Origin of the sequence: Legionella feeleii, from assembly GCF_001467625.1 — a bacterium.
Classification (GTDB): Bacteria; Pseudomonadota; Gammaproteobacteria; order Legionellales; family Legionellaceae; genus Tatlockia; species Tatlockia feeleii.
Genome location: NZ_LNYB01000009.1, coordinates 1 through 23,225, shown reverse-complemented (window position 1 = coordinate 23,225; position 23,225 = coordinate 1). Strand labels below are relative to the sequence as shown.

The window sequence follows — 23,225 nt, the reverse complement described above, 5'->3', positions numbered from 1 at the left end:
CACGATGAATTTTATAAATCCGGGCGATATCACCCTGGCGGGTCGGTTCAATACCCAACAGGCGATGCTTTATCAACGACAATGGTCTGCGCTGCTTAGTCAGGACGATCAAAACAAAACAATAGAAACGGTTGCAGGTGTCGATGTTGCTTATGATAAAGCAACGAATCAAGCCTTTGCGGTTGCTATCGTTATTGATGCCGAGTCGCTGGCAATTCGCGAAGTGCAAGAAGCAACGTCTACCATCACCATTCCCTATTGCTCAGGCTTTTTATCGTTTCGCGAAGTGCCGGCAATTAGCAAGGCACTGGATAAGTTAAACAAACTGCCAGATTTAATCGTCTGCGATGGCCAGGGCGTCGCGCATCCAAGAGGCTTTGGCCTGGCCTGTCATTTAGGCTTGGCTTATAACATCCCAACGATTGGCTGCGGCAAAAGCAGGCTTTGCGGAACCGCTGATGAACCCGGGCCCTCAAGGGGTAATTTTTCTTATCTTTACGATAAACATAAAACAATTATTGGCTGTGTCTTAAGGACGCGTAACGGAGTCAAACCAGTTTACGTTTCTAGCGGCCACAACATCTCGCTTTCCAGCGCCCGCGAATGGATATTAAAGCTATCACCCAACTATCGCTTGCCCGAAACCACACGTCTGGCGGACGGCTATGCCGATGAATACAAAAAAAGTTGGTTGGCTCAGCGACCGAATTGTCCTTTATAAAATTTTACAAATCGTTGCTAAATGATAATTTGCGCAGTTCCTCTTCGACTCCAGCAAATCGCTGGATCATGGAAAGAGAATCCTCAGGCAAACAGGATATTCGATTTTTATAACAATGAGTTTTAATCTATTGTAGGTGGCTATTGAATTGGATTTTAGCAAGCCAATTTTTTAATTTATAGTAATGGGAGCCTTCCCAATAAATTTTTTTACACGCCTGGCATTGCATGAAAGATTGATAATATTTTTGGGCTAACGGAGGGAGCTCAGTAATAATTTCATTTTTGCTCACTTTCGTTAATAGCCCATTACAGCGCAGGCAACGCGTAAATGGATGGCATTGCTTCGTTAAATGAAATTGTTTTAATACTTCTTTGACTTGCTCATTGGGATCAGTATGATGCATCCAGTGCCCATGAGTAATCGCTTTATTTTTTAATAAACCAATATCGCGGGTTAAGACAATACGCTTCTCTTCCTTGCTACGCTGCACGATGGTTTCATCCGATAAATCAGTTTCATAAACCACATCCAATCCAAGTAAGCGCATATACCTGGCTAATTTTCCAAGATGGACATCCAAAATAAACCGAGGTTTTCTTAGTGGTTTCGAGCGAAGCCGTACAAGTCCACTCACATCAAAGGCCTCAAAAACCGGATAAACAGAAATATCATCTTGTTCCTGAACCAGGTAATTAAAATCGACTGGTTTTCCATTGACTAAAATCAACTCGATTTCTGTATGAGGGACGCCAAGTGATTCAATGACATCTTTTATCGTGCTTTGCTGAGTAATAGTATGTGGAAAGCGTATTTTACGCTTCTTTAAGGGTAAAAAATCATTTAATTCCTCATAAAACCTTAATTGCATGGTGATCATGGCGATGATTGATTACTTGCTTACTTCTAAGGTATGGCAGAATTTTTTAGAAAAAGGAAATGGGGGTTGAAACAGGTTAGTTGGGCATTGTAAGCAATGTCGGGCTAAGAAGGCCCGACTACAGTGCTACAAATTAAATTAATTAAATAATAGCACAACAAGAGCCAGGTGGCGGGATTAAAGGCTCCATGTCGTCTGCAGCCTCATTACCAGCTTCAGCAGGCAAGGCAGTTAATTTTTCCTGTAAATCAGCAGGGAGGCGATCTATAGGCAATGCATACCTTGCAGCTGCAAATAAAGATAAATTCAATAAAGACGAGGGGGTATTGACTGTCATCTTGTTGAACTGCTCTTTAGACCATTTTGCAAATGTGTTGCCGGTAGGAATTACGGGGGGAACAAAGGTATTATCCAGTTGTTGCAGATATTCAAAATACACCCTTAAGGTGTGAGGAAGACAGGGGGTGAGATACAAAGGGTTTCTAGAGGCCTGTTCAATAGCAGGCATCGCTATTTCCAACGCTTTTGCTTCTGACAAGGTAGAACCGACCGCTTTTCGTGCTGCCTTATACGGATGAAACCAAGGTTCAATTTCACTCCTGTATTGGTTAGATACCGCTTCACCTATTTTGGGAGTATGAATATTGGCATATATATCAATGTGCAAGCAAACGGCAAGATTTATAATGCCTGCCATTAAATGTTCCAGGCTTAAGCTAGTGTACTTATCAATATCTTCCAGGAGGAGTATAGCTGAGCCTAGCACCCGAAAATTAACTTCCCCAGCATGGATACTAGCCTGGCTATCTTTATTAAGTGCTTCTATAAATTTCGGAATAAAGGTAATTTCCAATTCACGTAAAGTCATCTTATGGAGCCGAAAATAAATTTAGCGGCATCATATAATTAATGCCACAGTTGGTCAATTAAATGAACAGTTAAATTTTAATTTATACCTCGTGGGTTTTTATTGTTCTATTTGTTGCGGGTTATGCGACCTTGGCGTTAGGAAAAACCTCCAAAGCCAACTTGCAGATTGGGTATTAAAGCACTTGGCTTTTGAGAAAGATATTGGGCCAGGTTCCTGGCCCGAGGTGGTTTAAATCAATGCAGTTGAAGGAGAGTCTTCCAATTGCTGTTCTGCCTCTGCTCGCTCTTTCCTTAGTGCGCGTAGTGATTCCCGGCATTGACCTACAAACGCATCTTTTAGTAGTTTTGAGTTCTTACCAGCGATGGGAAGTAATTCTATTGCTGGAATCAAGCTCTCCAGGAATGATGCGCACTCTTCATGCGAATGGTCTGGCGCCGTTTCCTGTTCTGGCTGCGCCAAATGCAATAGCTGTTTACCTGATTGTTCGTCTAACATTTGTTCAAAATAAGGGGTAATGAAGGGGCTTGCTTCCAATGTCTCTTCGCTACCATACCATTTCACCAGGGCTTCTTTATATTGTGCAATGGCTTCAGGTGTTAGAAAGTCAGTGTAGCTTCGAATACCGAAGGGAAAATTCTTACCTAAGTGGAAACGTGGTTTAATGCCAATTTCGGAAAAATAGGCCAGCAATCCTTTCTCAAAATTTGTAATTCCAGGCGCATTGGGATGGGTGACTATATCGATTGCCAGGATGTGTTCATCCTCGGAGCTGGTTGATGTCGTGGACAACCCGCCATTGCTTCCCTTGATGTAGCGTGCATAAACAGCGTAAGTAACAGGGCATTCGCCGCGTTCTATTGCTGCTTTTGTTAAATCTTCAATTTTTTGTAAAACAGCAGCGAGTACGTCCCCGGCTTCCCCATCTTTCACAGGTAAGAGATAACTGGTATCCCGCATTTTCTTGGGAAAAGCAGTTTGGTAATGAGTAATTTTGTTTTCATAATCAACAATTGGCTCCGTTCCGCGCGTTTCTGTTATCGTTGTCGCAGCCAGCGATAAATAGTAGGGTAAGAGTGGTATCAGTTTCGAGTCGAGGAGGAATTCTTGCAACGAATCTCCGACTCTTACACTTAATTCTTGTGCCAGAGAACGGGCATCGGCAGCATAAGGTGGATTTAAGTTTTGAGTAGGCGCTTCGTCCGTGTGATTCCACAAACGAATTTGCCATTTATCTTGCGAAGATAACTCATCAAACGGGGTGGGATTCCCGATTCCAACTCCAATTAAACTGAAATATTGATTCTCTGCCAGGAGTTTCCCTAGATGGGGTCCCATTGTTTTTGCGTCAGGGAAGTTCTGGATGGTCTCTTTCAGATTAAATGCTTCGACGACTTTCATCGTCATGCTAAGAACAATCCCTAATGCACCTGAGTGAGCTGCCGACAAGGTAGCAAAATCTTCATCGCCAACCGTTATTTCACGGATATTTCCTTCATGGTCACATATTCGTAATCCAGTAATCTGGCCACTGAAAGCAGGTTCATCACGGCCAGTTCCATGTCCTCCCGTGCCTGCCAAACCGACGGCGCTCGCCCAGGAAAGCATGCTGACTGTTCTTAAAGAAAGTCCTAAATCTCTAAGTTTTTGTGCAAGTTTAGCGATTTGTACGCCTGCGGTGACTAAAATTTCGTAAACTCGAAGGTGATCGAGAGGGTTCTTTGAATCCACGGGGGGAGTATGTTCCATTTCGCCCAGTTTTTTTACGCCTTGGTATTTTGGACTAAAGCGAATAATAACATCAGCAACGGAGCCTTCTGAGAAGGAAAACGATTCATTGTAGCGTTGCTCTTGTACTTTTGCCCAAGGAAAGCAGCACCAGCTTTGCTCTTTGTCCGCCCATCCTGCTGTGCCTTTTACACTGATTTTATGGTCAGTATGTTGGGCATTTTGCTTTTTAACGGCTCGCATGACCTCTTGTACTTGCTTTTCATTGTCAACTTGGACAATAACCGCTTTACGTTTTACAACATTTTCCATGTAATTGGTCCAGGTTTCTACCTTATAGGCAATTCCCTTGGCTTTGAGGTCTCCCAGAAAAGCTGCTTTTGATCCTTCTGCAAATGGCATGTTCACTCCTTGAACGAGGTTGAGGTTGGAAATTTTATACTGTCATGCTTTTGAATACTCCGTCAATAGCCTTCTTTTCAAATTGGTTGCACCTGAAGGAATGTACGATTTTTAATTCATCGGAGTAGGGTTACTCTATTCCAGATCAAGGTTATTCCATTATTCAATTGGCAAAACCTGCTGGATTTTACCGCTCAATTTTGCACCAAACGTTAGAATTCCTGGAAATTGTTTGACAAGAGGTAACAGGAGAGAATGAGCCCAGGGGCGCATCATTGCCAATTGGGCAAACACGGCGGCGGAGTGGATACGTTTTACAAAGTGTTTGCGCCATTGTTTAGTATAATCGGCGCCAGCGTTATTTAACCCCTTACCCGTCAGAATCTCATTTTTGTGGGCGATTAGGGTTTGGGAAAGCAGCCATGCAGATTGCATGGCCATACTAATTCCTTCGGCGACAACCGGATGCGCTTCGCCTGCCAGGTTACCGGCAAAAAATTGATGATCTTTATAACAATAGCGAATGCCAGGGTGAATCGGGCCTGCAGCAAGCCAGTTTCCTTGACGTTCTGCATGAGTAAGCGTTTCTCGCACACCCCGGCAGTGAGCCATGATGTATTGCAAGACAGCTTCACCCGCTGATATACCTGGATAGTCTAATCTCAGATTATGCAAGGTATCACGACGAATACAGCACGAAAGTGTAACTCGTTGATGATCACTGTGGACGAGGCCTCCGTATCCCCCTGGAAAAGCCAGTAAGGGCATTAGGTCAGAAGGCAAATTGGCATTTAAAAAATGGGCTTTGAATGCCAATAAGTCGGACGGTTTATGGTCTTTAATATCCGGTCGCCCAACCTGTTTTTCCCAGGAACCACTGGCCCTCACAATAACAGCTGCGCTGAGTTCTTTGGTTTCATTACCGTCTCTGAAAGTACAGGTGAATTGATTTGCTTGACGCTCCAGAGTCTTTGCTTCTGCGGGTTGCCAAATTTGTGCTCCATTCGCTTGAGCTTCATGAAGGAGTGCTGTGTCTAAATGTTCTCGCCCTAAAGCTCGGCCCCCTCTGGCAATCGAAGAGCCAACAAGAGGCATTGCAGAAGTTACTACAGTATCCGCAGTGTATAAACCAACACGCCGTACTTCCGGGCCGCTATGGGAAAGGTAAAATTCCGCAATTCCCAATTTCTGCAAAAGAGGTAAATTCGTAGCTGATAAAAATTCCCCGCATACTTTTCTGCGCGGGAAGCGTTTCTTTTCTATCAGGCCTACTGCCCAACCTGCTTTAGCAAGTAATAATGCGGTTGTCGCACCGGCAGGTCCCCCGCCAATAATAAGCGCATCTAACTTCATCGATTTCATCCATTATTTTTCAAAAGGAGAATGCTCCACCTAAAAGGGAAATGCCATTTAATTTGATAATTATGAAGATTTGCTCGCTGCAATAAATTCTTTAGTTCCTTGCGGGTAAACCCCTTCTGAATAGAGGTGAGTCCGTCGAGAGTAATCAAGCGATTACCGAATAAAGGGCTGAGCAGTTTATAACAATAATAGGCTATGGAATGCCTATGAAGATCATTAATGATAACTGCCCTACGTGTGGCGTTACTGGCTTTAATGAGAAACTCAATGAGTTCCTCATCGTCCAAATGATGGCAAACCAAGGTTAATAAAATGATGTCGACACTGTCTTGTTTTAAGGTCAATTCGGCTTGGTGTTGTAGTTGAAATTCAAGATGGTTGCCAATGTTGCGCTTTGTCTGTTGCCATTGTTTTAATTCGTTTTGCGCTAATTTGATTGCTTCTGCCGAGGTGTCTAAACCCAACATACGCATGTCAGGATAATATTGATTGAGATGAAGCAGGAACAGGCCGCCGCCACAACCAACATCCACTAAAACAGCATCTTTAGGAAAACGCTTGAGTAATTTGACTACCTGTTTAAATGAGCCGAGTAATTTATTTATTTTAAACAATATTTTTAAGCATTGTTCATACTCTTTTTGAGAGTAAAAGTTATGGCCAAGATCGATTAATTCCTTTTTTTTTGATCGTTTCGCTAGCATGAGTGTCACCAGGTAATTCGGTGATATCTTTTTAAAAGATAACGAGAATTTTTATTCTGCAATGATTACGAGCGGATTACAAGGATGATGGATAACTATTAACTAGCTTGCTGCATTTATCTGCCTTCGTGTAGGATAGGGCGATTTTTAATAAAAATGATAATTAAGGGAAGAAGATGAAACGTTTACTAGTTGCGACAGGCCTGTTATTTGCTTCCACGGGGTTGTTTGCAGATTGTTCAGAAATGGGGATCAGTATACAGAATGATTCTGACCATAACTGCATATTAAAAAATCATATCATTTATTATGGCTATTTTTCAGAGGGTTCAATTCCTACTACGATCCCTGCTAAAACATCTACAGGCTTTTTTTATGGAAGCCAGGATAGTGTTGGCGTAGGGATTATACTCGCGTATACCTGCGGCAATGAAACGGTCAAATTTTATTCAGGGCAAAACTACTGTAGCTTTTGGACTGGTGCAGGCGATATAGGGGGTATGCCGTATGACTCCAGTACGCTGAGCCTTTCCTACACGAAAACCCCAGGTAGTGCGCTAGCCAATTATCCAGGCCATATTGTCTGGAGAATCTCATAACCAGGTCATAGAGGCTGTCTTTTTAAGACAGCCTTTGATTCTTTATGCGATTGGAAGAAAAAATAACTTATATTTTAAAAGTTAAATTGTCTTCCATTGTCCTTAACTCGGCTGCATCCAACGGAAAATTAACAGTCCAGGGTCTGACAGGTTTTGGCAAGACAGTTTCCGTGCAATACAGTTTTAAATCCTGGGCAGAAACATGATGAATATCGAATTCATCAGCCAGTAGTTGTACACCTTCTTCAAAACTCGTCAGAACTTTTTGTACTGAACTGCCATCTTCCTGTTTGGAAAATTTCAACAGCTTTGATTGAGAATCCCAAATTAACGATTTACGTCCTTGTTCAGTAATGATGCCAATAACCGTCTTATCATCACGTATGGGAATTGCTGATGGATGGCATTGGAGTTTTAACAAGTTCATTTTAGCGGTTTGGAGACTTACAGGCGATAAATCAGTCTGCATTAACCGCAGCCATCCCTGACTGGTTTTTCTTTCAAGAATGTATAACTCATTAGCGCGATAAAATTTAAATACATCCTCGCCCTGATGAATGGGTTTATCCTCTCCCGTAATAATAATGGGCATGCGAGGGGCTGAAGAACCCATACCTGGGTCAAGGAGAAATTTGCCATTGTTGATGGTAACGATTAAAAAAAGATGGGTCGGAGGGCGTGCTAATACCTCTGAGTCATTAATCGCTGCGCCCATAAGGACATGTGCAGCGCAGAGCTCCGTTTTATATCTCAACTGAGTGAGGGCATCAAATAGTAAAGCGGCAGTTTGAAAGCAATAGCCATCATGTTGAGAGGAAAGCATGTCTTTATAGCTGAAAAAAGATAATGAGTCGCGCTGAATGGGATGCTGGCGAGCGATTTTTCGCAGCTCAAAATTAGAATAGGGGAACGTTGTCACATGCGCAAAATAAATCTTGCGCAAAAAGTTAATCCTCTCCTCCATTAACACATCAGACAAATCAGGGACAACAACTTGTATTTTTTTTAGATATTGCTCTAGATTGATAGGTTTCACCGTTGCCATAATGAAATTATCCTGTGCAGGATCGATGTACGATCATAACTTCATCCAACTGTTGTTGCCAAGGACAGTTTGCTGCGCAATTTTAACTCGTTTCCAGGCTGCACTCTACGTTAGGTATTTGTGTTAATAGCCACTGTGCGTTATATCCTGTCAGTGTTTGCAGTTTCCTTAAGTCTTCACGAATTCCTGTCACCAATTCAAGACCGGCAACACAGGTAAAGAAGTCGTTGATGTTATAGTCTGATTGCAATTGTTTTAATGCTTTGACGAACTGTATATAGTCTGGCGGTACAGGGAAAAATTGCGGTTTAGCAGCGGTTTGGGTATGCATTTGTAAATCATATTTTTTTATCAGGGTAGTCAGGGTTGCCTGAAAAATCTTCTCGAATTCGTCGAGTTTAGTGATGAGCTGTTGCGCCATCTCTGCATACTGTCCGTCGACTCGGATTTCACTTAACTCGCCAGGCGTATATTGTACCGTTTGCACATGGCGGAGGTTAGCCAAATAAATCAGGTCAAGCCGCTCATTATATTTAGCCAGTTGCTCTTGATGCGCGATGATGTAATCGGTGCGTAAAATAGCTTGTTTATGCTGCAGAACGCGCTCTTTGCTACTATGGGCATCCAGACGATTGGGATTGAACTCGGTAGCCCATTTAATTGACCGTCTTAAAAATAAGAAGTTCATCAGTAAATAATTAGTTCGGCAATTAACATCATGGAACAGATGTAAGATCTCCAATTCATGAATTAAATCATCAACTACCTGTATCACTTCCTCTGCATTTTGGGTATTGGGAATCGCATGATTATATTTCTGTAATGCGTCTTGAGCCCATTGAAGCGCCAGAGTGGGTTCGGGAGTAAACAGGTGGATGCTTGCCCCGCCCTGAATCTCTTTATAAATTTTTTTCGCCAAGTCCTCAAGTTCCTGTTCAGTGAAGCCTTGGATATTAACAGCAGGGGGAGTAACATTGCCGGCGCTTGCCAGGGCATGGGATCTGGCAAAACCAAGATCATACTGACACTCCGCTTTGGGCGAGGAATGACGATAATTACTTGATAAATCAGAATAATAATAACCAAGGTTAGACCAGTAATGGGATTTTGCTACTCGCTTATGGGGAGTAAAATCTTGCAGGAAGCTGTTGATAATCGCTTTTACATCGTCCAGCGGGATATTTCTTGATTTAGCCGTTGCGTTAATTGCCAATGTTTCCAGTCGTTCTAACTCCGATTTTTCGAATTCTTCTAATTCTTTTAATCGTTCCGACGTGAATACCTCCTCTTCATCCGAGGGGAATTTTTTCCAAGGTGCTTCTTCCCTGATAAGGGTAGACATATTGTTACAAAAGCTTGATACAATGAGGCTTTTCTTAAAATAACCAATTCTAAATCCTTCCGCTTGTTTATCGGATTTGATTCGTTGCAATAATTCTTTGATACCGGCAACGGTTACTGCATCATAATGCAGAGGGAAGGAATTATAACTTTCCCTGAAAACCCCTCGCTTATCCTCTTTTAAGTTAGCGAAAACACTCTCGCTTAATTGCTTCTGCAATGTTTGTATTTCTTCCATAGTGAGGTTTGTTTCTGACGGTGTCATTAAACGCTCACAGAGGGTTGCTGTTGCATGAAATAAATCATACATGCAGCCTCTCCCTTTCGGTTCTCTGGCATTATAGTGACGCCAATTTTCAAAGTTGAGAAAAAATTGATGATCGGTGAATAACAAAAAAAAGAGTTCCGGTCGGATTTTTTTTAAATACAGTAACGGCGGTTGTGTCAGTTGTAATGCTGAATCATCGACAGGATTGAAATCGAAGGCTTTAACTTGTGCCGCTTCGCGTTCTTTTATACTTAATTCGGTAAACGGAAGGGTAAACCCTTTAACATGGACTTTTTTTATAAAGACAGACAGTTGTTTCGTTCTTTGTTCGTTTGATGATAAGGCTAAAATATCTGTACAGCGCCGGGAAATACAATCAGGGCTTAATTCACTCTCATCTTTTCCCTCCAGTTCGAGAATACCACCCATTGGAAAGCGGGTTCGAAATAGGGAGTCTTTAGGGTCACTGGCTTGCTCGCGTGTTGAGTGGGTTTCAAAATACTTCTGTGTAATCGCCTTTTTTATCGCGGTGGCAATTTTTTGGGGATAGTCCCTGTCATCATAAAAGGTGGTTAATTCTGGAATAAAAATATAGCGTGTTACCGGCATAGTCGTCTCGTTCTATTAAGTATCTACAGCATGATATCAAATAATTTTGAGTTAATAATTAATCTTTGTGTTCTATATTAAAACTATGGAGTGTTTGATCAAGAGAAGCGATACCTCATGCGGGAAAAGCAAAAATGCCTGACAGTTCCATTAGCGATACCAAGACGGAGATAATCATGAAATCCTGTGTGCGATTTTATGCGGCATTCGTTATTAGCGTCGCCAGCCTGATAACAACACCTGCCTGGTCAGTCATTATCCTGGAGAGTACCTATCAAAAATCGGGCTTTAAGAAAGCTGAGGCTCTGGCCTTAGAGCCGCAATTTGCGTCCTTAATTTACCTTGAAGGAGACGAAAGCTCGGGCTCCGGATCGTGGATTGGTAACTATAAGGGACATGGTTATGTTTTAACGGCAGGTCATTTATTTACAGATGGGATCAAGGCTTCTTATTACACGTACCAGACCATTGATGGCACGGAATATCATGGTGATGCAGTTTTTTTTCACCCTTTATGGAACGGAAATCTTACAACTCGTACGGGCTATGATTTTGCCATAGTACGCTTGAAAGAGAAGGTGACAGATGGCGGTGCTCAGCCTGTTCTGTATGGGGGAAATAATGAAAAAGGACAGATGCTAACCTTTGTTGGTTATGGCTGGCGTGGGGCTGGTAAAAAGGGGCAGGATACCTCGATTGACACGGGCGATCGCCCGGCTGCAGGTAAAGGATTAATTGAATCTGTTGAAGAGGCTGTTGAACCGGTTCCTAAAAAAGGGGATGCTGGTAATTACATAGGGATTTGGTTACCTAAAGAAGATGGTTCGCTGTCCAATCCATTTACTGAGGATGGCATTACTAAACCTGTTTCCGCTCTTTCAGGTATTCTTGGTTCAGGAGATAGTGGGGGACCTGCGTGGATTAAAACTGAAAATGGTTGGGCCATTGTGGGGATTAATTCAAATGGTAGTGGTAATGCTGCCTACGGTGAGAAATCGTGGTTTCCACGAATAAGCCATGTACGTGGATGGATCGAGCAAATCGTGCCCAACACCTTATTTACAAAGTAAAATCCCTCATGCTGAGACATGAGTTAATGTTGTCACTTTCGGTCGGCTCCCTACCCAGAAGCGTCGTTTCGGGTTGTTCGAAATCCAGGTATTTTCTGCAGCTTGTAAGAGCAGGATTGTATTGACGCAACTGTTCTAGCGCTGTGTTCCCTCTCTTTAGTATTTTTTTTGCCCAACTATTATCCAGGGCAAAGGAAAGATCCTCTAAGTGGCGCACAATATTAGCCAAAACAAGATCGCCAGCCCATCGCTCAATTTTGTTACTTGATTTTCCCACAAGAGCTTCATGAGAGGCAGGAAATAACCAGTTCATCGAACGATGCCTATAGTCTACTCCAGAGACGGAGTGGATTGTATTTTCAGTCTTGTCGAGAACGCCACTGAAAAAAGGCGTGTTTACCTGGTATTTTTCAGGAAGATATCCGAGGATATAAGCCCAAAGGTTAAGATTACCTGTGTTTGATAAATAACGGTGTACCTCTAAATGCATGGGTGCCTTGGGGCGATAGGATGGGACTTTCAGGTATCGTAATCGGTCGGTAGGACCACCTGCTACCGAATCAATATAATGGAGATGGACTGCCTCGATGTTGATATTCTTTTTTACTGCTTTTTCTTCTAGCCATTCCTTCATTTGAAGGAGAAGGAATGCTCCACGGCTCCAACCTACACCGCAAACGATCAAGCTATCGCCTGCCATCGCTGCTTCATCAGACTGTTTTTTTAAAAATTGCTTTATTTTTTCAAAATTAGCATTAATGCCGCTATCACCTATATGCCCGTCGATTAAAGCGCTGACAGATTTTATTAGCGAGCCCTTATCATTAGTAACATCGGTACCTGGGCCATCAAGAACAAGCCGATTTTCCTCTGGGCAATGTTCAGCTAATTGGTTAATAAAATTACTCGGATCAAACATTAACCAGGTAGCCGCGTTGCGGAAATTGAAAAAGCCGAAAAATCCTTCTCTACCCGCTTTCTTTTGGGTTACTGAAACAGTTCCGTTAGCAAGAATAAGAACTTTTCTAATGCCCATTGTTGGATTTCTCTCTAAAGTTTGCGGGGGGATTAATTGTACTTAATTGATACGGGTTGTAAAATATTTTCTGAACAAGAATAGGAAAAATCTCCGCTGCTGTTTTTGGTGGAGTATGCCTCAGAGCATCACCCAATGCGTATAGATCGTTAATATACAAGAAAATTAAATAAGCGAATTGCCTGCAAGTTGCCCACTAGTGTATGCTTGGCGCGAATTGATTCAGAACAGCTAAGGAGAAAAAATGACTTCTTTTAGTGGCGAGATGGCGTCATTAGAACAGATGGGACTTTTACCAGATTACAAGGTTACCTCTTACAAAAACACAGGGGAATTTTGGTTGGGTCTGGCAAAGCCTGTTTATTTGCCAATAGCAAATGGCTTAACGGCCTGTTTTTATGCTGCAAGGGCCATCTGGTCTGTTCTGCGTACGATAGGCAATTTAGCGATTTGCAAACCGGTTGCTGCCAGTGATGCCTTGTCTGATCTAGGCACGGAGATTTCATTAGGGCTTATTATGGGAGTAATGGCACCTATTAACATGCTGTGCTCTGCAATGCAGTTCATGTTTAATATAGCGTCTTGTTGGATAGCAGGAAAAGAAATCACAGACGACTTATCAAAAAAAGATTGGTTTAAAAAATTGGCTACTGACGCAGGTGAAGTTGGGCATCTTCTTCCGTCGTCAAAATATTTTATGAATCGATTCTTTAATAAATACAAAGATGTAGGCAGCTTTCTTGGGACTGTATTTTATACAGCAGGTATACCAATTGAAACGGGCTGTCATTCACTGTATCACGCTTTGCGAGCAGTAGAAAATGCTCTCAATTGCATTGCCAATGTGATTATAGCCAAGCCTCTGCATGCTCAGGAGTGTTTTCGTGATACCAGTGTCGATTTATCCTTAACGATTTCTCTGGCAATCATGACGCCTATTAATGCAATGGTTCAGGGAATTGAAGTCATGACCCGCCTTGGAACTACCTGGGTGTCTGCTTGTATGGAGGGTGAGGACCGCGAGTATAGAGGGACTGGTCATAGTCTAGTCTGATACATAAAGTTGTACCCGGATTACATACAAAGCTAGTCCGGGTGCAAGTTTAAAATTTCCGACCACTGGAGACCTTCTTTAAGGTCTTTGTCTATATTAAATATAACAGCCATAGCGATAGGGATATCTTGTGCAGCAGAACCAGTTCTATATAGGAACCTCCGGTTGGAGTTATGATGGTTGGGTCGGCGTTTTTTATCCAGAAAAAATAAAGCCTAAAGAAGTCTTGCCTTATTACGCGAAAACGTTTGATTCGGTGGAGCTTAATAACAGTTTTTATCAAATACCAAAAGAAAAAAATATAAAAACCTGGCTAGAATTAACGCCTGAAAATTTCGTTTTTTCCTGCAAGGCCAATCGCTATATTACCCATATCAAACGATTACAAGAAACGAGTGAGACCGTTGAAAAACTATTAACCGCTTTTAGCCATTTTGAAGAAAAATTAGGGCCCATTTTATTTCAATTTCCTCCTTACTGGCCTTTAAACATCCCTCGGTTACAAGCCTTTATAGAAAGCTTGCCTCACAAATACCGCTACACCTTTGAATTCCGCCATAAAAGTTGGTTTTGTCCGGAACTGTATGACTTACTTAATGCCCATCAAATGGCACTTTGCTTCTATGATCATAAAAATTATCAAACCCCGGAAATTGAGACGGCTTCCTTTATTTATATCCGTATGCATGGTCCAGAGATCGAGGCATATAAAGGGGCTTATGAGGATGACAAATTAGCAGAATGTGCCGAGAAAATTATAAATTGGCAAAACGATGGAAAAGCAGTTTATTGTTATTTTGATAATGATGAAAAAGCGAATGCCCCCCAGGACGCATCCCGGCTCAAAAAGATGGTAGAGGCGAAAGCCAGGGAAATCCAGCAAGATTAAATTTTCTCATCTTAGATAGTGTTATCTTGAATGATTTGTTTTGAAAAAAGGCTCAGGTAAACCGCGATAAGGTGTTTTGATTGCCAATAAATTTCCTGATGCAGGACTTTGTTGTAACTGTTCATCACTTAAACCCATGCGGGCAGAGGTAACATAGAGCGTGGAAAGATCGTGATCACCAAAGGCAACACTTGTTGGCCGTGGAATCGGTAATGGGATAGAACTGACTTTTTCCCCTTGTGGACTGTAACGATTAATACAGCTGCCATCCCACATGGCAACCCATAAAAATCCATCCGCATCAACGGTTAGGCCATCTGGTAACCCGTCAGTATCAGGTATATCTATAAAGCGTTTCTTGTTGGTGATTATTCCGTTTTGCAAGTCGAAATCAAAGCGATAAATCGTGTGAGCCATTGAATCGGCAAAATACAAATGCTTGCTATCAGGGCTAAAGCCAATGCCGTTCGATAAGATAAACCCCTCGGCCATCGGTTTAAACGATAAGTCTGCGGTCAATTGAAAGAGAATGCCAATGGGTGATTGCCAATCTTTTGCTGCCGTACCAGACCAAAAACGTCCTTTGCGATCACATTTCCCATCGTTAAAAATCACCGCTTTCCTGGCATAAGGATCGGCAATAAGGTCTAATTGCCCTGTTTTTAAATTGGCGAAGGCATATCCCTGTTCAACAGTAACAAGTAAATAGTCAGGAGAATGCAAGGCAACACTGGTGACTATCTGGTCTAAAACAATGACACTGTTCTCACCAGTCAGTGGATTGAAACGATAAATCGCCGGTCGAAGGCAATCAAGCCAGTACAAAACCCCTTCTTGTACAGACCATAGAGGGCTTTCGCCCAAAATGGCTTCAGTATTTAAGACAGTGTTTGGACCAGGCATTTTCATAATAGCAGAATAGCCCCCTTTTATTATTCAGAATAAATCGGACGATACCTTCGCCTCAGAATGTAAAAGAAGAACGGGAGTCATCTAATCCTACATGGGGATGGCCTTCTTCGTGCAACGCTTGAGACTGTTGTTCTTTGGCCTTGGTAAAGGTATCAAGGCTATTTAAGAAATTACTTAAAGGCTTTGAACGACGTTTGTTGAGCTCAAGAATCATGGCTTTAATGAACTGGCCTTCCTCTGATTGAAAGCAAGCTTGTTCAAAATCATATTTGTTTCTCCAGTTAGGATGATGGGTGATTTTGGGAACTGGCAATTTATCACAGGTTAGCTCATACAAGGTATTCGCCAGCGTTTGCCGTTGCAATCGTTCCAGATTAATTTCACTGTCTTTATAAACAGAGGATTGGTAATAAGCGGCTGACGTGCTGGTTTGGGAACTGCGAACCATTTTTGTAGAAGAGATGACAAGCCCCTTGACGTCACTAATAATAATGTCGCCATCCTCATTCAATAGGACATTGCTGGGTTTCAGATCCGTATACCACACATCATGTTGGTTTAATTCTATAAAGAACTCCAGGAATTGGCGTGCGTACAAAAGAATTAATGGATTCAAATCTATCGCTCTTTCGTCGTTTTCTTGTTGGTGTAATTCATCAAAAAGCCTTTCAAGACTACCGTGTTCATAATATTCACTGCATTCCAGATAAGTTACTTCCTGACGGTCATCTTCAAGCTGACTGAGAAAATAAGGTTGAGGGATCTGTTTCATGCCCGCGATACGCTCCCTCGCTGTTCTAGGTGAAATCCCTGCGGCATCCTCGCTGCTGTTTAATCTTAAAAAACGCACAACACAATGCTGTTCTTCTGCCAGGGAGATTCTAACAAGTGGATTATTGCCGCCACCCAGAGAGGCTACTTTATAATGCGGGTTGATAGCAGTAATACGGGCTTTAATTAACGTTTTAAAACTGTCTTTGCCTTCATACTCTCTGTAAAGTGAAACCAGATTAATTTTCTGAAAGAGGTTCACCACGTCCAAGCGTAACCGGTGCTTATTAATAATTTGTTCAACTTGTCTTTGTGTCCTAAACAAAGGATGGTCGGCAAACCAGGTTCGAATGGGTTGCTCGGGGTCCTTTTTTACAAAGGTTTTTTTATGAAATGCAATCAATTTATCGAGGTAATGTTGCAGACGTTCAGGATTATAGACTTCACAACGATTCATTTTTTTTAAAATGCTATTGAGTTCATTAATTTGTTTTCTTTTTTGGCTGAGCAGGCCGCCAGCAAGCGGGATTAGATCAAACATAATTGTCCATCCTTGGTTATCTTATGTTTAACTATAGACAAAAATTAATCAGCTGGTGATTCGTTGTTCAATTTGAAAAGATTGCGCCACATACACCAGGATTCAGGGGTGGCAAAAAAAAATTTCTTCACTAATGGTATGCTTAATAATCACTTAAGCTGCCTTTGCTAAGATAAAAACAAATGATAGTTATAAAGTGAATATCATGAGCAATAATAAAATTTCACCTCGTATAGCAGCTGGCTTTTTTGGTGCTCATTATCATCCCAAGACTGCTTATAAAGATTTAGCACCGAATGCTGTTAGCGTTTCTCCTGAAGAGGAAGACAAGACCAACCTGGCAGAAACAAAACCACCTGCAGTGCCAAAATTGAGAGAGGCTGTAATGAAATCTCTGATGGAAGCGTCGTTACAACCTCACAATCCGTTAGCGATTTTTACTAAAGATTAGCCTTTAGCTGTCAAGTGCTCACATAAAAGCACTGGCTTTAAAACGGGGGTATTCGTTAAGAATCCCCCTTTATACAGAACGCTTGCTCTTTGGTTTATTCTTGTATTATCGCCTTCCCTTTAAATAATTTTGAGAAATAATATGACAAAACTGGTGTATACTCCTGAGCAACTCTTAAATCTAAGAGCCTACGCACCTAAAGAAAAGCCAGCGGGAATACCGGAAGAAATTTCTATTTCCAAATACGTTAATATAGCAACCATATTTAATGGCAGAACAGGTACCTCCTGCAGGCCCGCTGAAAAAAGTCGGTTTGAGGATGATTCGGACCTTGGAAACTCACCATTGGTTTGTATCTAACCAGATCTTAGTGAATAAGATCAGTCAGTCATACCCGATATTATTAAAGTTTCGTTTAATCATCGAGCTTGAATGTGTTGCCATTCGCCTTGTCCTCTTCCCCTTTGATTTTTCCCTGACCTGTTTTAGGTGAAGGGGCTTCTAATAAGGGAGGGAAATGTTGATGATCGATAAGTGGAGTTGGCTCAGGTGTACCTCTACCTCCAAGTCTTCTGATGATTGTAGTGGGACTGTGCTCAGTTACAGCGGTTACTACGCTATCAACAACCGTTGACACATGGCCCAATACAATTTGGGTCAGGTCTGGTTCGTTTTCAAACGCAGGGCCGCTTTCTTCAATAACGATTACAGGGCATAAGCCCGGATCGTCCGGAGGACCAATCTCGTTAATACTCACCTGCAATTTCACGGCAAACAATTCGTGAACGCTTGCAAGAAGCGAATGTTTAGCTAAAAAAACCAATGCCATGACAGTCAAACAACTGGCGCTTAGAAAGAGGCTCGGTGGAATTAGACACATGAAGGCTACTGTTGTGGTTGTTAGACCAGCTGCGAATAATTTAACCCATACTGTTTCTGAAGAGCGTTCAATTAAATTAATACTTCTTCGTTGCTGGGCCTGCTTTTCCCAGGGAGCCGATGTGTCGATAACAAAATCGATGGTTTTCTTTTGTCGATAATTGATAAACAATGAACAGACGCTTTTTACGACATCACTAAAACTACTGGCAATAAACAGGCAGGCGGGAATTATAGTCATGTGCGCTATCGCCATTAAAGCTAATAGATAGGCGATAATGGTTAGTGTTTTTGCGAGCGTTTCAAAAAATAAATAATACACTTTACGCGGGTTTGTTGTCGTACCATAAGCCAACGTGCTGCGCCAAATCCAGCTAAGGGTCAGCGTGTTATAGATGACTCCAAGCAGTGGCATGTTACGCAAGATAGAGACCGATTTGGAAAGCCAGTGAATGAGTGGTGGGGCAATTCGCTCAATCCAGATAAGAATGGCATGTCCTGCGCCACTGTTATAGGCCCAACTGCCTAACCCAATACTGGAGAGGGCGCCGGCAATAAGAGTCCACCAATAAGAAGGTTTCGTTTTATCAATTACTTTTAACAAGTAACCAAGATGATGATGGCCATCATGATAAAGATGGGTCAAAAGCTCATAAAGGTTTTTAGAGTTCGCAAAGAGCTTTTCATAGGCTCCCTCTGTTTTAGAATCAGCTTTGGACGCATTGTTAGGCCTGTTTTTCTTAACGGCAAGACTGCCCAGGATAGCGAGAATAAGAGGATCATTTTCATCTTTTAACTCAATGAATTCAAAGAGATCCTGGCAAGGATAATTTAACTCGAGACATTCTCTTTCTAAACTCTCTTTGGTAAGGTCCAAATTTGCCCCTTGCAAATAGCGTAAAACAATGAGCTTAAGGGTTTTGGCTTTCCTCTCACTTAATTTAGGCATCGTTGAATCTCTTCTTCATTAAAAGACCCCTTTCTTATGCTCAGTTGGCTGAATTTGGAAATTAGAGCGGTTCATAGGCGTATAACGCATGCGCTTGGATGCTCCGGGCGGATCGTAAGAAAATGAGGGTTAGAAGACAAGATAAAAATGCATTATTTTATTTCAAGATAAAATTAAATTGCAACCAACGAGTGCCAGAGCGCCTTTTAATGCGAGTTGTAGTCCCTTATAATTTGACCGATATCATCGATCTAGCGATGTTTGTAGTTTCTAGCCAATTCATCTTCGATGAATGACAAATTCGCCAGGCCCTGAAACATTTGAAGAGAGGCAGGAGCCTATAACTATGCAACGATTACCTGTATTGAAACCTGGTGATAGTGTTGAAATTATTGCACCAGCCTCACGTTGTACCAATGAGGTATTGAGTGATTTGAAAGATTTGCTGGAGTCATGGCAATTAAATTGCATCATGGATCAGGCTATTTTCGGGAATGACTTATTATGTGCCAATACCGATGAAATACGCTTCAAACTGTTAAAAAAGGCTCTATTAAATTCAGCAACCAAAGCGGTTATTTGTGTCCGTGGCGGCTATGGCAGCATGCGGTTACTGCCACAACTAAGTCAAATAATACCGGTAAATCCTCCTAAACTATTTGTTGGTATGAGTGATATCACCGCGATTCATTTGTTTCTTGAGCAACAGTGGCAATGGCCAACGATTCATGGCGCACTTGCAAGAGATAAATTTTCTCCTGAATCGATTCGTTCATTAAAATCAATCTTATTTGGAGAAGCAGAGCATATTGGGTTATCGGGTTTGCCACTGAATGAACTTGCTGCATGTGATAAGGTAATAGAGGCGAGGCTAACAGGAGGAAATTTAACCCTGGTACAAACAAGCATTGGCACAATATGGCAACTTGAGGGACAAAACAAAATTATTTTTTTAGAAGAAATAGGCGAGCGAGGCTATCGCGTTGATCGCATGCTGGAACATTTATCCCAGGCAACTATTTTTAAAGGCGCTGCAGCGATTTTATTCGGTGACTTTCTTACTGGCAATGAGCCCAATGGTTCTTCTCTGGTTAAACCGGTATTGGAGCGCTTTGCGAAAAACAGCCCCATTCCAGTTGCCCAAATAGAAGGAGTTGGGCATGGCTATACAAACTTCCCTCTCTTATTAGGCGCACTGGCCAAATTGCAATTGGGGGAGCGAGTCAAGTTAACTTGTTTTAGATAACAATCAATTAGAGTCTCTTCCAAACCAACAAGAAACTCGTTAAAGTTTTTTATCTTTCTCAATCTCAGGGAGGATTAAATTGAGAGATCGAAAGTTCCTGAAATTAGGTGAAAAACCACTTAAAATGGCCTGCCGTTCCATTGATAAAATCGCCCAACCCTTATTTGAGTCATTTGATTTGACTTTTTTTTCTTATAAATTATCACAGGGTGATAAATTTATATTTCTAACCAATAACTATCCCTGGCTTAAGAATTGTATTGATAAGGACTATGCGACTTATCTCTCATCATTTCAACCTGAGCACGAGATTATTATTTGGGATGCGCTTCCCAAAGATAATCCGGTGATGGTTGTTTATAACGACGCGAAAGAAAATTTCAATATTGATCATGGGCTGACCATTATCAAGAGTAGTGGAACCAAAGAAGAGCATTTCAATTTTGCGACAACCAGGGACAATTATGAAATGAATAATTTCTATTTTCAGCATCAGGAAATTCTTGAACGCTTTATTCTTTATTTTCGTGATAAAGCGAAAAAAATTATTGATGCTGCTTTGACCCATGCGCTTTCTTTGCAAGAACTGGGGCTGATTAAAAGCACTCTACTGCAACAAGAATTTTATCGTGAAATTGATTATTTTATAGAAAATACCCAGATTAAAGCCATTCAGATCGACGTGGAAGGGGAAAGTGTTGATCTTAACTACACGTTAGCCCATACGGGCTATTATTTGCTTAAGGGGTTAAGTACGAAGGAAATTGCAAGAGCCTGCTATGTTTCTGTAAAGGCAGTGGAAGCAAGATTGGCTAAATTGAGAAAAATAACCGCCACTAGAAATAAAAAAGAATTAGTAGAGTTTTTAAATAGAGGGGATGTCAGAAAGGCCCTGGATTTAGCCTTACAAAAAAAGTCAAGGCATGTACATAGCAAACTTGGTTGGATGAGCAGGCTTCTTTCCTAGCCAGGGGGAAAACCGGGAGTTTTAACTCCCGGATGGTGAATTGGTTGTGTCATCTACCTGCCTGTTAGAGTTAAAGAAGGCACAGGCAAATCATGATGAGTTTGGGCTCTTGTTGGATTAAAAAAACCGCTTTGTCTTGCTGTTACTGACAGGTCGTAACTTAATTGCTGGTATTTGCTCTGGCTTTGGGTATAGGCGCGTACCCTCATTTCAAATTGCCCAAAAATGCCATCAGCAGCCAAGGCACTTACTTTGGAAGAAAGACCATTATTTCCATCTTTCCCTTTATCAAAAGCAAACTCCGGGTGTGATTGGGTGATGCAAATATTTTGATCTAAATTTTCTGCCACAGTATCAATGTCAAAACCACTACTGGTGCGAGTTGACGCAGTGGCTGTCAGTCCATGCGCTGTATCCAAATTATAACCTTGATGATGCAGAAAAATGACCGCCAGGTTTTCTCTGTTACTGCGCGCAATTAATCTACTTTGGGTAGACAAGCGTGCCGTTTCCTGCGTCGTTGCGGCTTTCGGAGTAAGGCATTCCACCAGATAAGCTGCTCTTTTTGGATCGCCTACATCTTGATAGAGGGTTCCATTATAAGACGCTGCAATAACTTGAGAGCCACGGCAAATTCCACATAGAGGTTTGGGTTTCGAGGCGCGTTGCTGGATATAGACCAGGCTAAATTCTAATGCATCGCGTCTTGCATCGGAGAGTTCACCGTTTAAATAGTTAGGGAGTTTAGTTTTTAAATGCAATGGTTGGCCATAAAAGCGTGGGTCAATATCTTGGCCGCCGGGGATTAATACTCCATCAACCTGGTCAAACATGGATTTCGCATAGGCATAAAGTGCTGCCATTTGAGGAAACTTTGTCGGGTCATTGGCATGAATTTCCCGCATGGTTTCGATCATGACCATGGGGAAACTGATTTTTTCCTTTTTCCAGCTCTCAGCAAAAAGAAGAGGAATTTCCAGTGGTAACAGGTGGTTATTTTTCGCAGTAATTTTTGCTAATAAATCAGCTTTTAACCGGTCTATCTTCCGAGAGGCCAATTGATTTAATTCAGTAATCTCTTTATCCAACTCGACTTCGTTGACTGTTGGGCAGTAATCCATGCGCACAGGATTAAAGTTGCGTGCCGCCAACATTGTTTCAGCCAGTGATCCGGCTACACCAGGCATACTGTTATTCCATGAAACCAGGATGGCAGGCTGGCTATTTTTAACACGGATCTTATCAAAGTAGATGGCTTTATCTGTTACCAACTCGGTTACTCCGAGCCCATCGTCAGCGCGGATAATAACGTCTCTAGCGGTTGCTCCACCAACGATGGAAACATAGTCCATGGGACAGTTTTGCCAGATAACCGAATCCAATACTTGTAAATTATTTAAGGAGCAGTGGGAAACAGGGCATTGCCTAAATACAACCTGTTGCAGTTGGCTATGATCAAGACTGGTACCATTAAATGTGCAATAATAGCTTTGCGTATTTTTTATTGAGGCCTTATTGAGTACGGTGTTATTAAAGCTGCAATTTTCTATGTTCAGATTTTCAATCTTTGCGCCACTTAGATCACAAGAGTCGAAACTACAATTTTGTATTGTACCAAGCCCGGAAAAATCCAGCTCAGTGAACAGGTCTGTTCTACGTAATACCTGAGTAGCTGTAACCATACTTTCGTCAGCATTTTTTCCTGGGATTTGAAAGACTGCTTTCTGAGGTACCGTAAAATTAAGATTCTCCAGAACAGGCAAAAAACCATGGGTCTGTAAGTAGTCTGCCAGAGACAATTTTTTTCCTTTGCCAAGCTCTTTTTTCTTTTGAGCCAGGTTATCTAGGCTCAATCACCATTTAAATTGAATACAATAAAAAAATCCGTAAACTGTTATTTTTCACAATTTCAAGGGAATAGTAGTCAAATGCC

Annotated in this window: 21 protein-coding genes; 9 read left to right on the top strand and 12 right to left on the bottom strand. The window is 41.8% G+C overall.

All coding sequences use genetic code 11. The features are described 5' to 3' along the window. Positions 1-4 precede the first annotated feature (4 nt). A complete protein-coding gene (gene nfi, locus Lfee_RS01175) occupies positions 5-721 on the top strand; it encodes a deoxyribonuclease V (protein ID WP_058443455.1) in 717 nt (238 codons plus the stop codon). A gap of 127 nt (positions 722-848) precedes the next feature. Here the strand turns inward: nfi and Lfee_RS01170 are convergent, their stop codons facing one another. The 5 genes from Lfee_RS01170 to Lfee_RS01150 form a co-directional block, all read right to left on the bottom strand. Continuing rightward, complete coding sequence (locus Lfee_RS01170; protein WP_238584846.1) at positions 849-1,592, bottom strand: Mut7-C RNAse domain-containing protein; 744 nt, start codon at positions 1,590-1,592, stop codon at positions 849-851. Between the two features lie 151 nt (positions 1,593-1,743). After that, positions 1,744-2,469: a hypothetical protein gene (locus tag Lfee_RS01165; RefSeq protein ID WP_058443453.1), complete on the bottom strand. Its 726-nt coding sequence runs from the start codon at positions 2,467-2,469 to the stop codon at positions 1,744-1,746. A gap of 231 nt (positions 2,470-2,700) precedes the next feature. Next, positions 2,701-4,599 (bottom strand): FAD-binding oxidoreductase, encoded by a 1,899-nt coding sequence (locus Lfee_RS01160; RefSeq protein ID WP_058443452.1) that lies wholly within the window; start codon positions 4,597-4,599, stop codon positions 2,701-2,703. Positions 4,600-4,758: 159 nt separating this feature from the next. Next, positions 4,759-5,952, bottom strand: coding sequence for an NAD(P)/FAD-dependent oxidoreductase (locus Lfee_RS01155; RefSeq protein WP_058443451.1), 1,194 nt, complete (start codon positions 5,950-5,952; stop codon positions 4,759-4,761). A 5-nt stretch (positions 5,953-5,957) separates the two neighbouring features. Next, positions 5,958-6,665, bottom strand: a complete 708-nt coding sequence (locus Lfee_RS01150; RefSeq protein WP_058443450.1) for a methyltransferase domain-containing protein — start codon at positions 6,663-6,665, stop codon at positions 5,958-5,960. 176 nt (positions 6,666-6,841) lie between these two features. Here Lfee_RS01150 and Lfee_RS01145 point away from each other — a divergent pair, with 176 nt between their 5' ends. Beyond that, the gene (locus Lfee_RS01145) at positions 6,842-7,264 is read left to right on the top strand and encodes a hypothetical protein (protein ID WP_058443449.1); all 423 of its coding nucleotides are present in this window, start codon (positions 6,842-6,844) and stop codon (positions 7,262-7,264) included. A 67-nt stretch (positions 7,265-7,331) separates the two neighbouring features. On the opposite strand, the gene Lfee_RS01140 is transcribed toward Lfee_RS01145, so the two are convergent. Both Lfee_RS01140 and Lfee_RS01135 read right to left on the bottom strand, forming a co-directional pair. Next, complete coding sequence (locus Lfee_RS01140) at positions 7,332-8,309, bottom strand: arylamine N-acetyltransferase (RefSeq protein ID WP_238584845.1); 978 nt, start codon at positions 8,307-8,309, stop codon at positions 7,332-7,334. An 82-nt stretch (positions 8,310-8,391) separates the two neighbouring features. Beyond that, positions 8,392-10,527 carry a hypothetical protein gene (locus Lfee_RS01135; RefSeq protein ID WP_058443448.1) on the bottom strand — a complete coding sequence of 712 codons (2,136 nt, stop codon included), beginning with the start codon at positions 10,525-10,527 and terminating at the stop codon, positions 8,392-8,394. A 134-nt stretch (positions 10,528-10,661) separates the two neighbouring features. Here Lfee_RS01135 and Lfee_RS01130 point away from each other — a divergent pair, with 134 nt between their 5' ends. After that, positions 10,662-11,597, top strand: a complete 936-nt coding sequence (locus Lfee_RS01130; RefSeq protein ID WP_238584844.1) for a trypsin-like serine protease — start codon at positions 10,662-10,664, stop codon at positions 11,595-11,597. On the opposite strand, the gene Lfee_RS01125 is transcribed toward Lfee_RS01130, so the two are convergent. Continuing rightward, positions 11,587-12,633, bottom strand: a complete 1,047-nt coding sequence (locus tag Lfee_RS01125) for a hypothetical protein (protein WP_058443446.1) — start codon at positions 12,631-12,633, stop codon at positions 11,587-11,589. The two genes, Lfee_RS01130 and Lfee_RS01125, sit on opposite strands and share 11 nt — an antisense overlap. Positions 12,634-12,877: 244 nt before the next feature. On the opposite strand from Lfee_RS01125, the gene Lfee_RS01120 reads away from it, so the two are divergent. Both Lfee_RS01120 and Lfee_RS01115 read left to right on the top strand, forming a co-directional pair. Beyond that, positions 12,878-13,687, top strand: a complete 810-nt coding sequence (locus Lfee_RS01120) for a hypothetical protein (RefSeq protein WP_058443445.1) — start codon at positions 12,878-12,880, stop codon at positions 13,685-13,687. A gap of 130 nt (positions 13,688-13,817) precedes the next feature. Then, a complete protein-coding gene (locus Lfee_RS01115; RefSeq protein ID WP_058443444.1) occupies positions 13,818-14,576 on the top strand; it encodes a DUF72 domain-containing protein in 759 nt (252 codons plus the stop codon). 21 nt (positions 14,577-14,597) lie between these two features. Here Lfee_RS01115 and Lfee_RS01110 read toward each other — a convergent pair whose 3' ends face one another. Together Lfee_RS01110 and Lfee_RS01105 are read right to left on the bottom strand one after the other, a co-directional pair. Continuing rightward, positions 14,598-15,485 carry an SMP-30/gluconolactonase/LRE family protein gene (locus tag Lfee_RS01110; protein ID WP_058443443.1) on the bottom strand — a complete coding sequence of 296 codons (888 nt, stop codon included), beginning with the start codon at positions 15,483-15,485 and terminating at the stop codon, positions 14,598-14,600. Between the two features lie 55 nt (positions 15,486-15,540). Further along, positions 15,541-16,800 (bottom strand): protein kinase domain-containing protein, encoded by a 1,260-nt coding sequence (locus Lfee_RS01105; RefSeq protein WP_058443442.1) that lies wholly within the window; start codon positions 16,798-16,800, stop codon positions 15,541-15,543. A 205-nt stretch (positions 16,801-17,005) separates the two neighbouring features. Between Lfee_RS01105 and Lfee_RS01100 the strand changes: the two genes are divergently transcribed. Both Lfee_RS01100 and Lfee_RS01095 read left to right on the top strand, forming a co-directional pair. After that, on the top strand, positions 17,006-17,251 hold the full coding sequence (locus Lfee_RS01100) for a hypothetical protein (protein ID WP_058443441.1): 246 nt from the start codon (positions 17,006-17,008) through the stop codon (positions 17,249-17,251). Between the two features lie 141 nt (positions 17,252-17,392). Next, positions 17,393-17,611 carry a hypothetical protein gene (locus tag Lfee_RS01095; protein WP_058443440.1) on the top strand — a complete coding sequence of 73 codons (219 nt, stop codon included), beginning with the start codon at positions 17,393-17,395 and terminating at the stop codon, positions 17,609-17,611. 55 nt (positions 17,612-17,666) lie between these two features. Here Lfee_RS01095 and Lfee_RS01090 read toward each other — a convergent pair whose 3' ends face one another. Next, positions 17,667-19,079, bottom strand: a complete 1,413-nt coding sequence (locus Lfee_RS01090; RefSeq protein WP_058443439.1) for a hypothetical protein — start codon at positions 19,077-19,079, stop codon at positions 17,667-17,669. Between the two features lie 346 nt (positions 19,080-19,425). Between Lfee_RS01090 and Lfee_RS01080 the strand changes: the two genes are divergently transcribed. Then, complete coding sequence (locus tag Lfee_RS01080; RefSeq protein ID WP_058443437.1) at positions 19,426-20,325, top strand: S66 peptidase family protein; 900 nt, start codon at positions 19,426-19,428, stop codon at positions 20,323-20,325. A 79-nt stretch (positions 20,326-20,404) separates the two neighbouring features. Continuing rightward, positions 20,405-21,292 (top strand): helix-turn-helix transcriptional regulator, encoded by an 888-nt coding sequence (locus Lfee_RS01075; protein WP_058443436.1) that lies wholly within the window; start codon positions 20,405-20,407, stop codon positions 21,290-21,292. Positions 21,293-21,345: 53 nt separating this feature from the next. Here Lfee_RS01075 and Lfee_RS01070 read toward each other — a convergent pair whose 3' ends face one another. Next, a complete protein-coding gene (locus tag Lfee_RS01070) occupies positions 21,346-23,145 on the bottom strand; it encodes a gamma-glutamyl-gamma-aminobutyrate hydrolase family protein (RefSeq protein WP_058443435.1) in 1,800 nt (599 codons plus the stop codon). Positions 23,146-23,225: the final 80 nt, after the last annotated feature.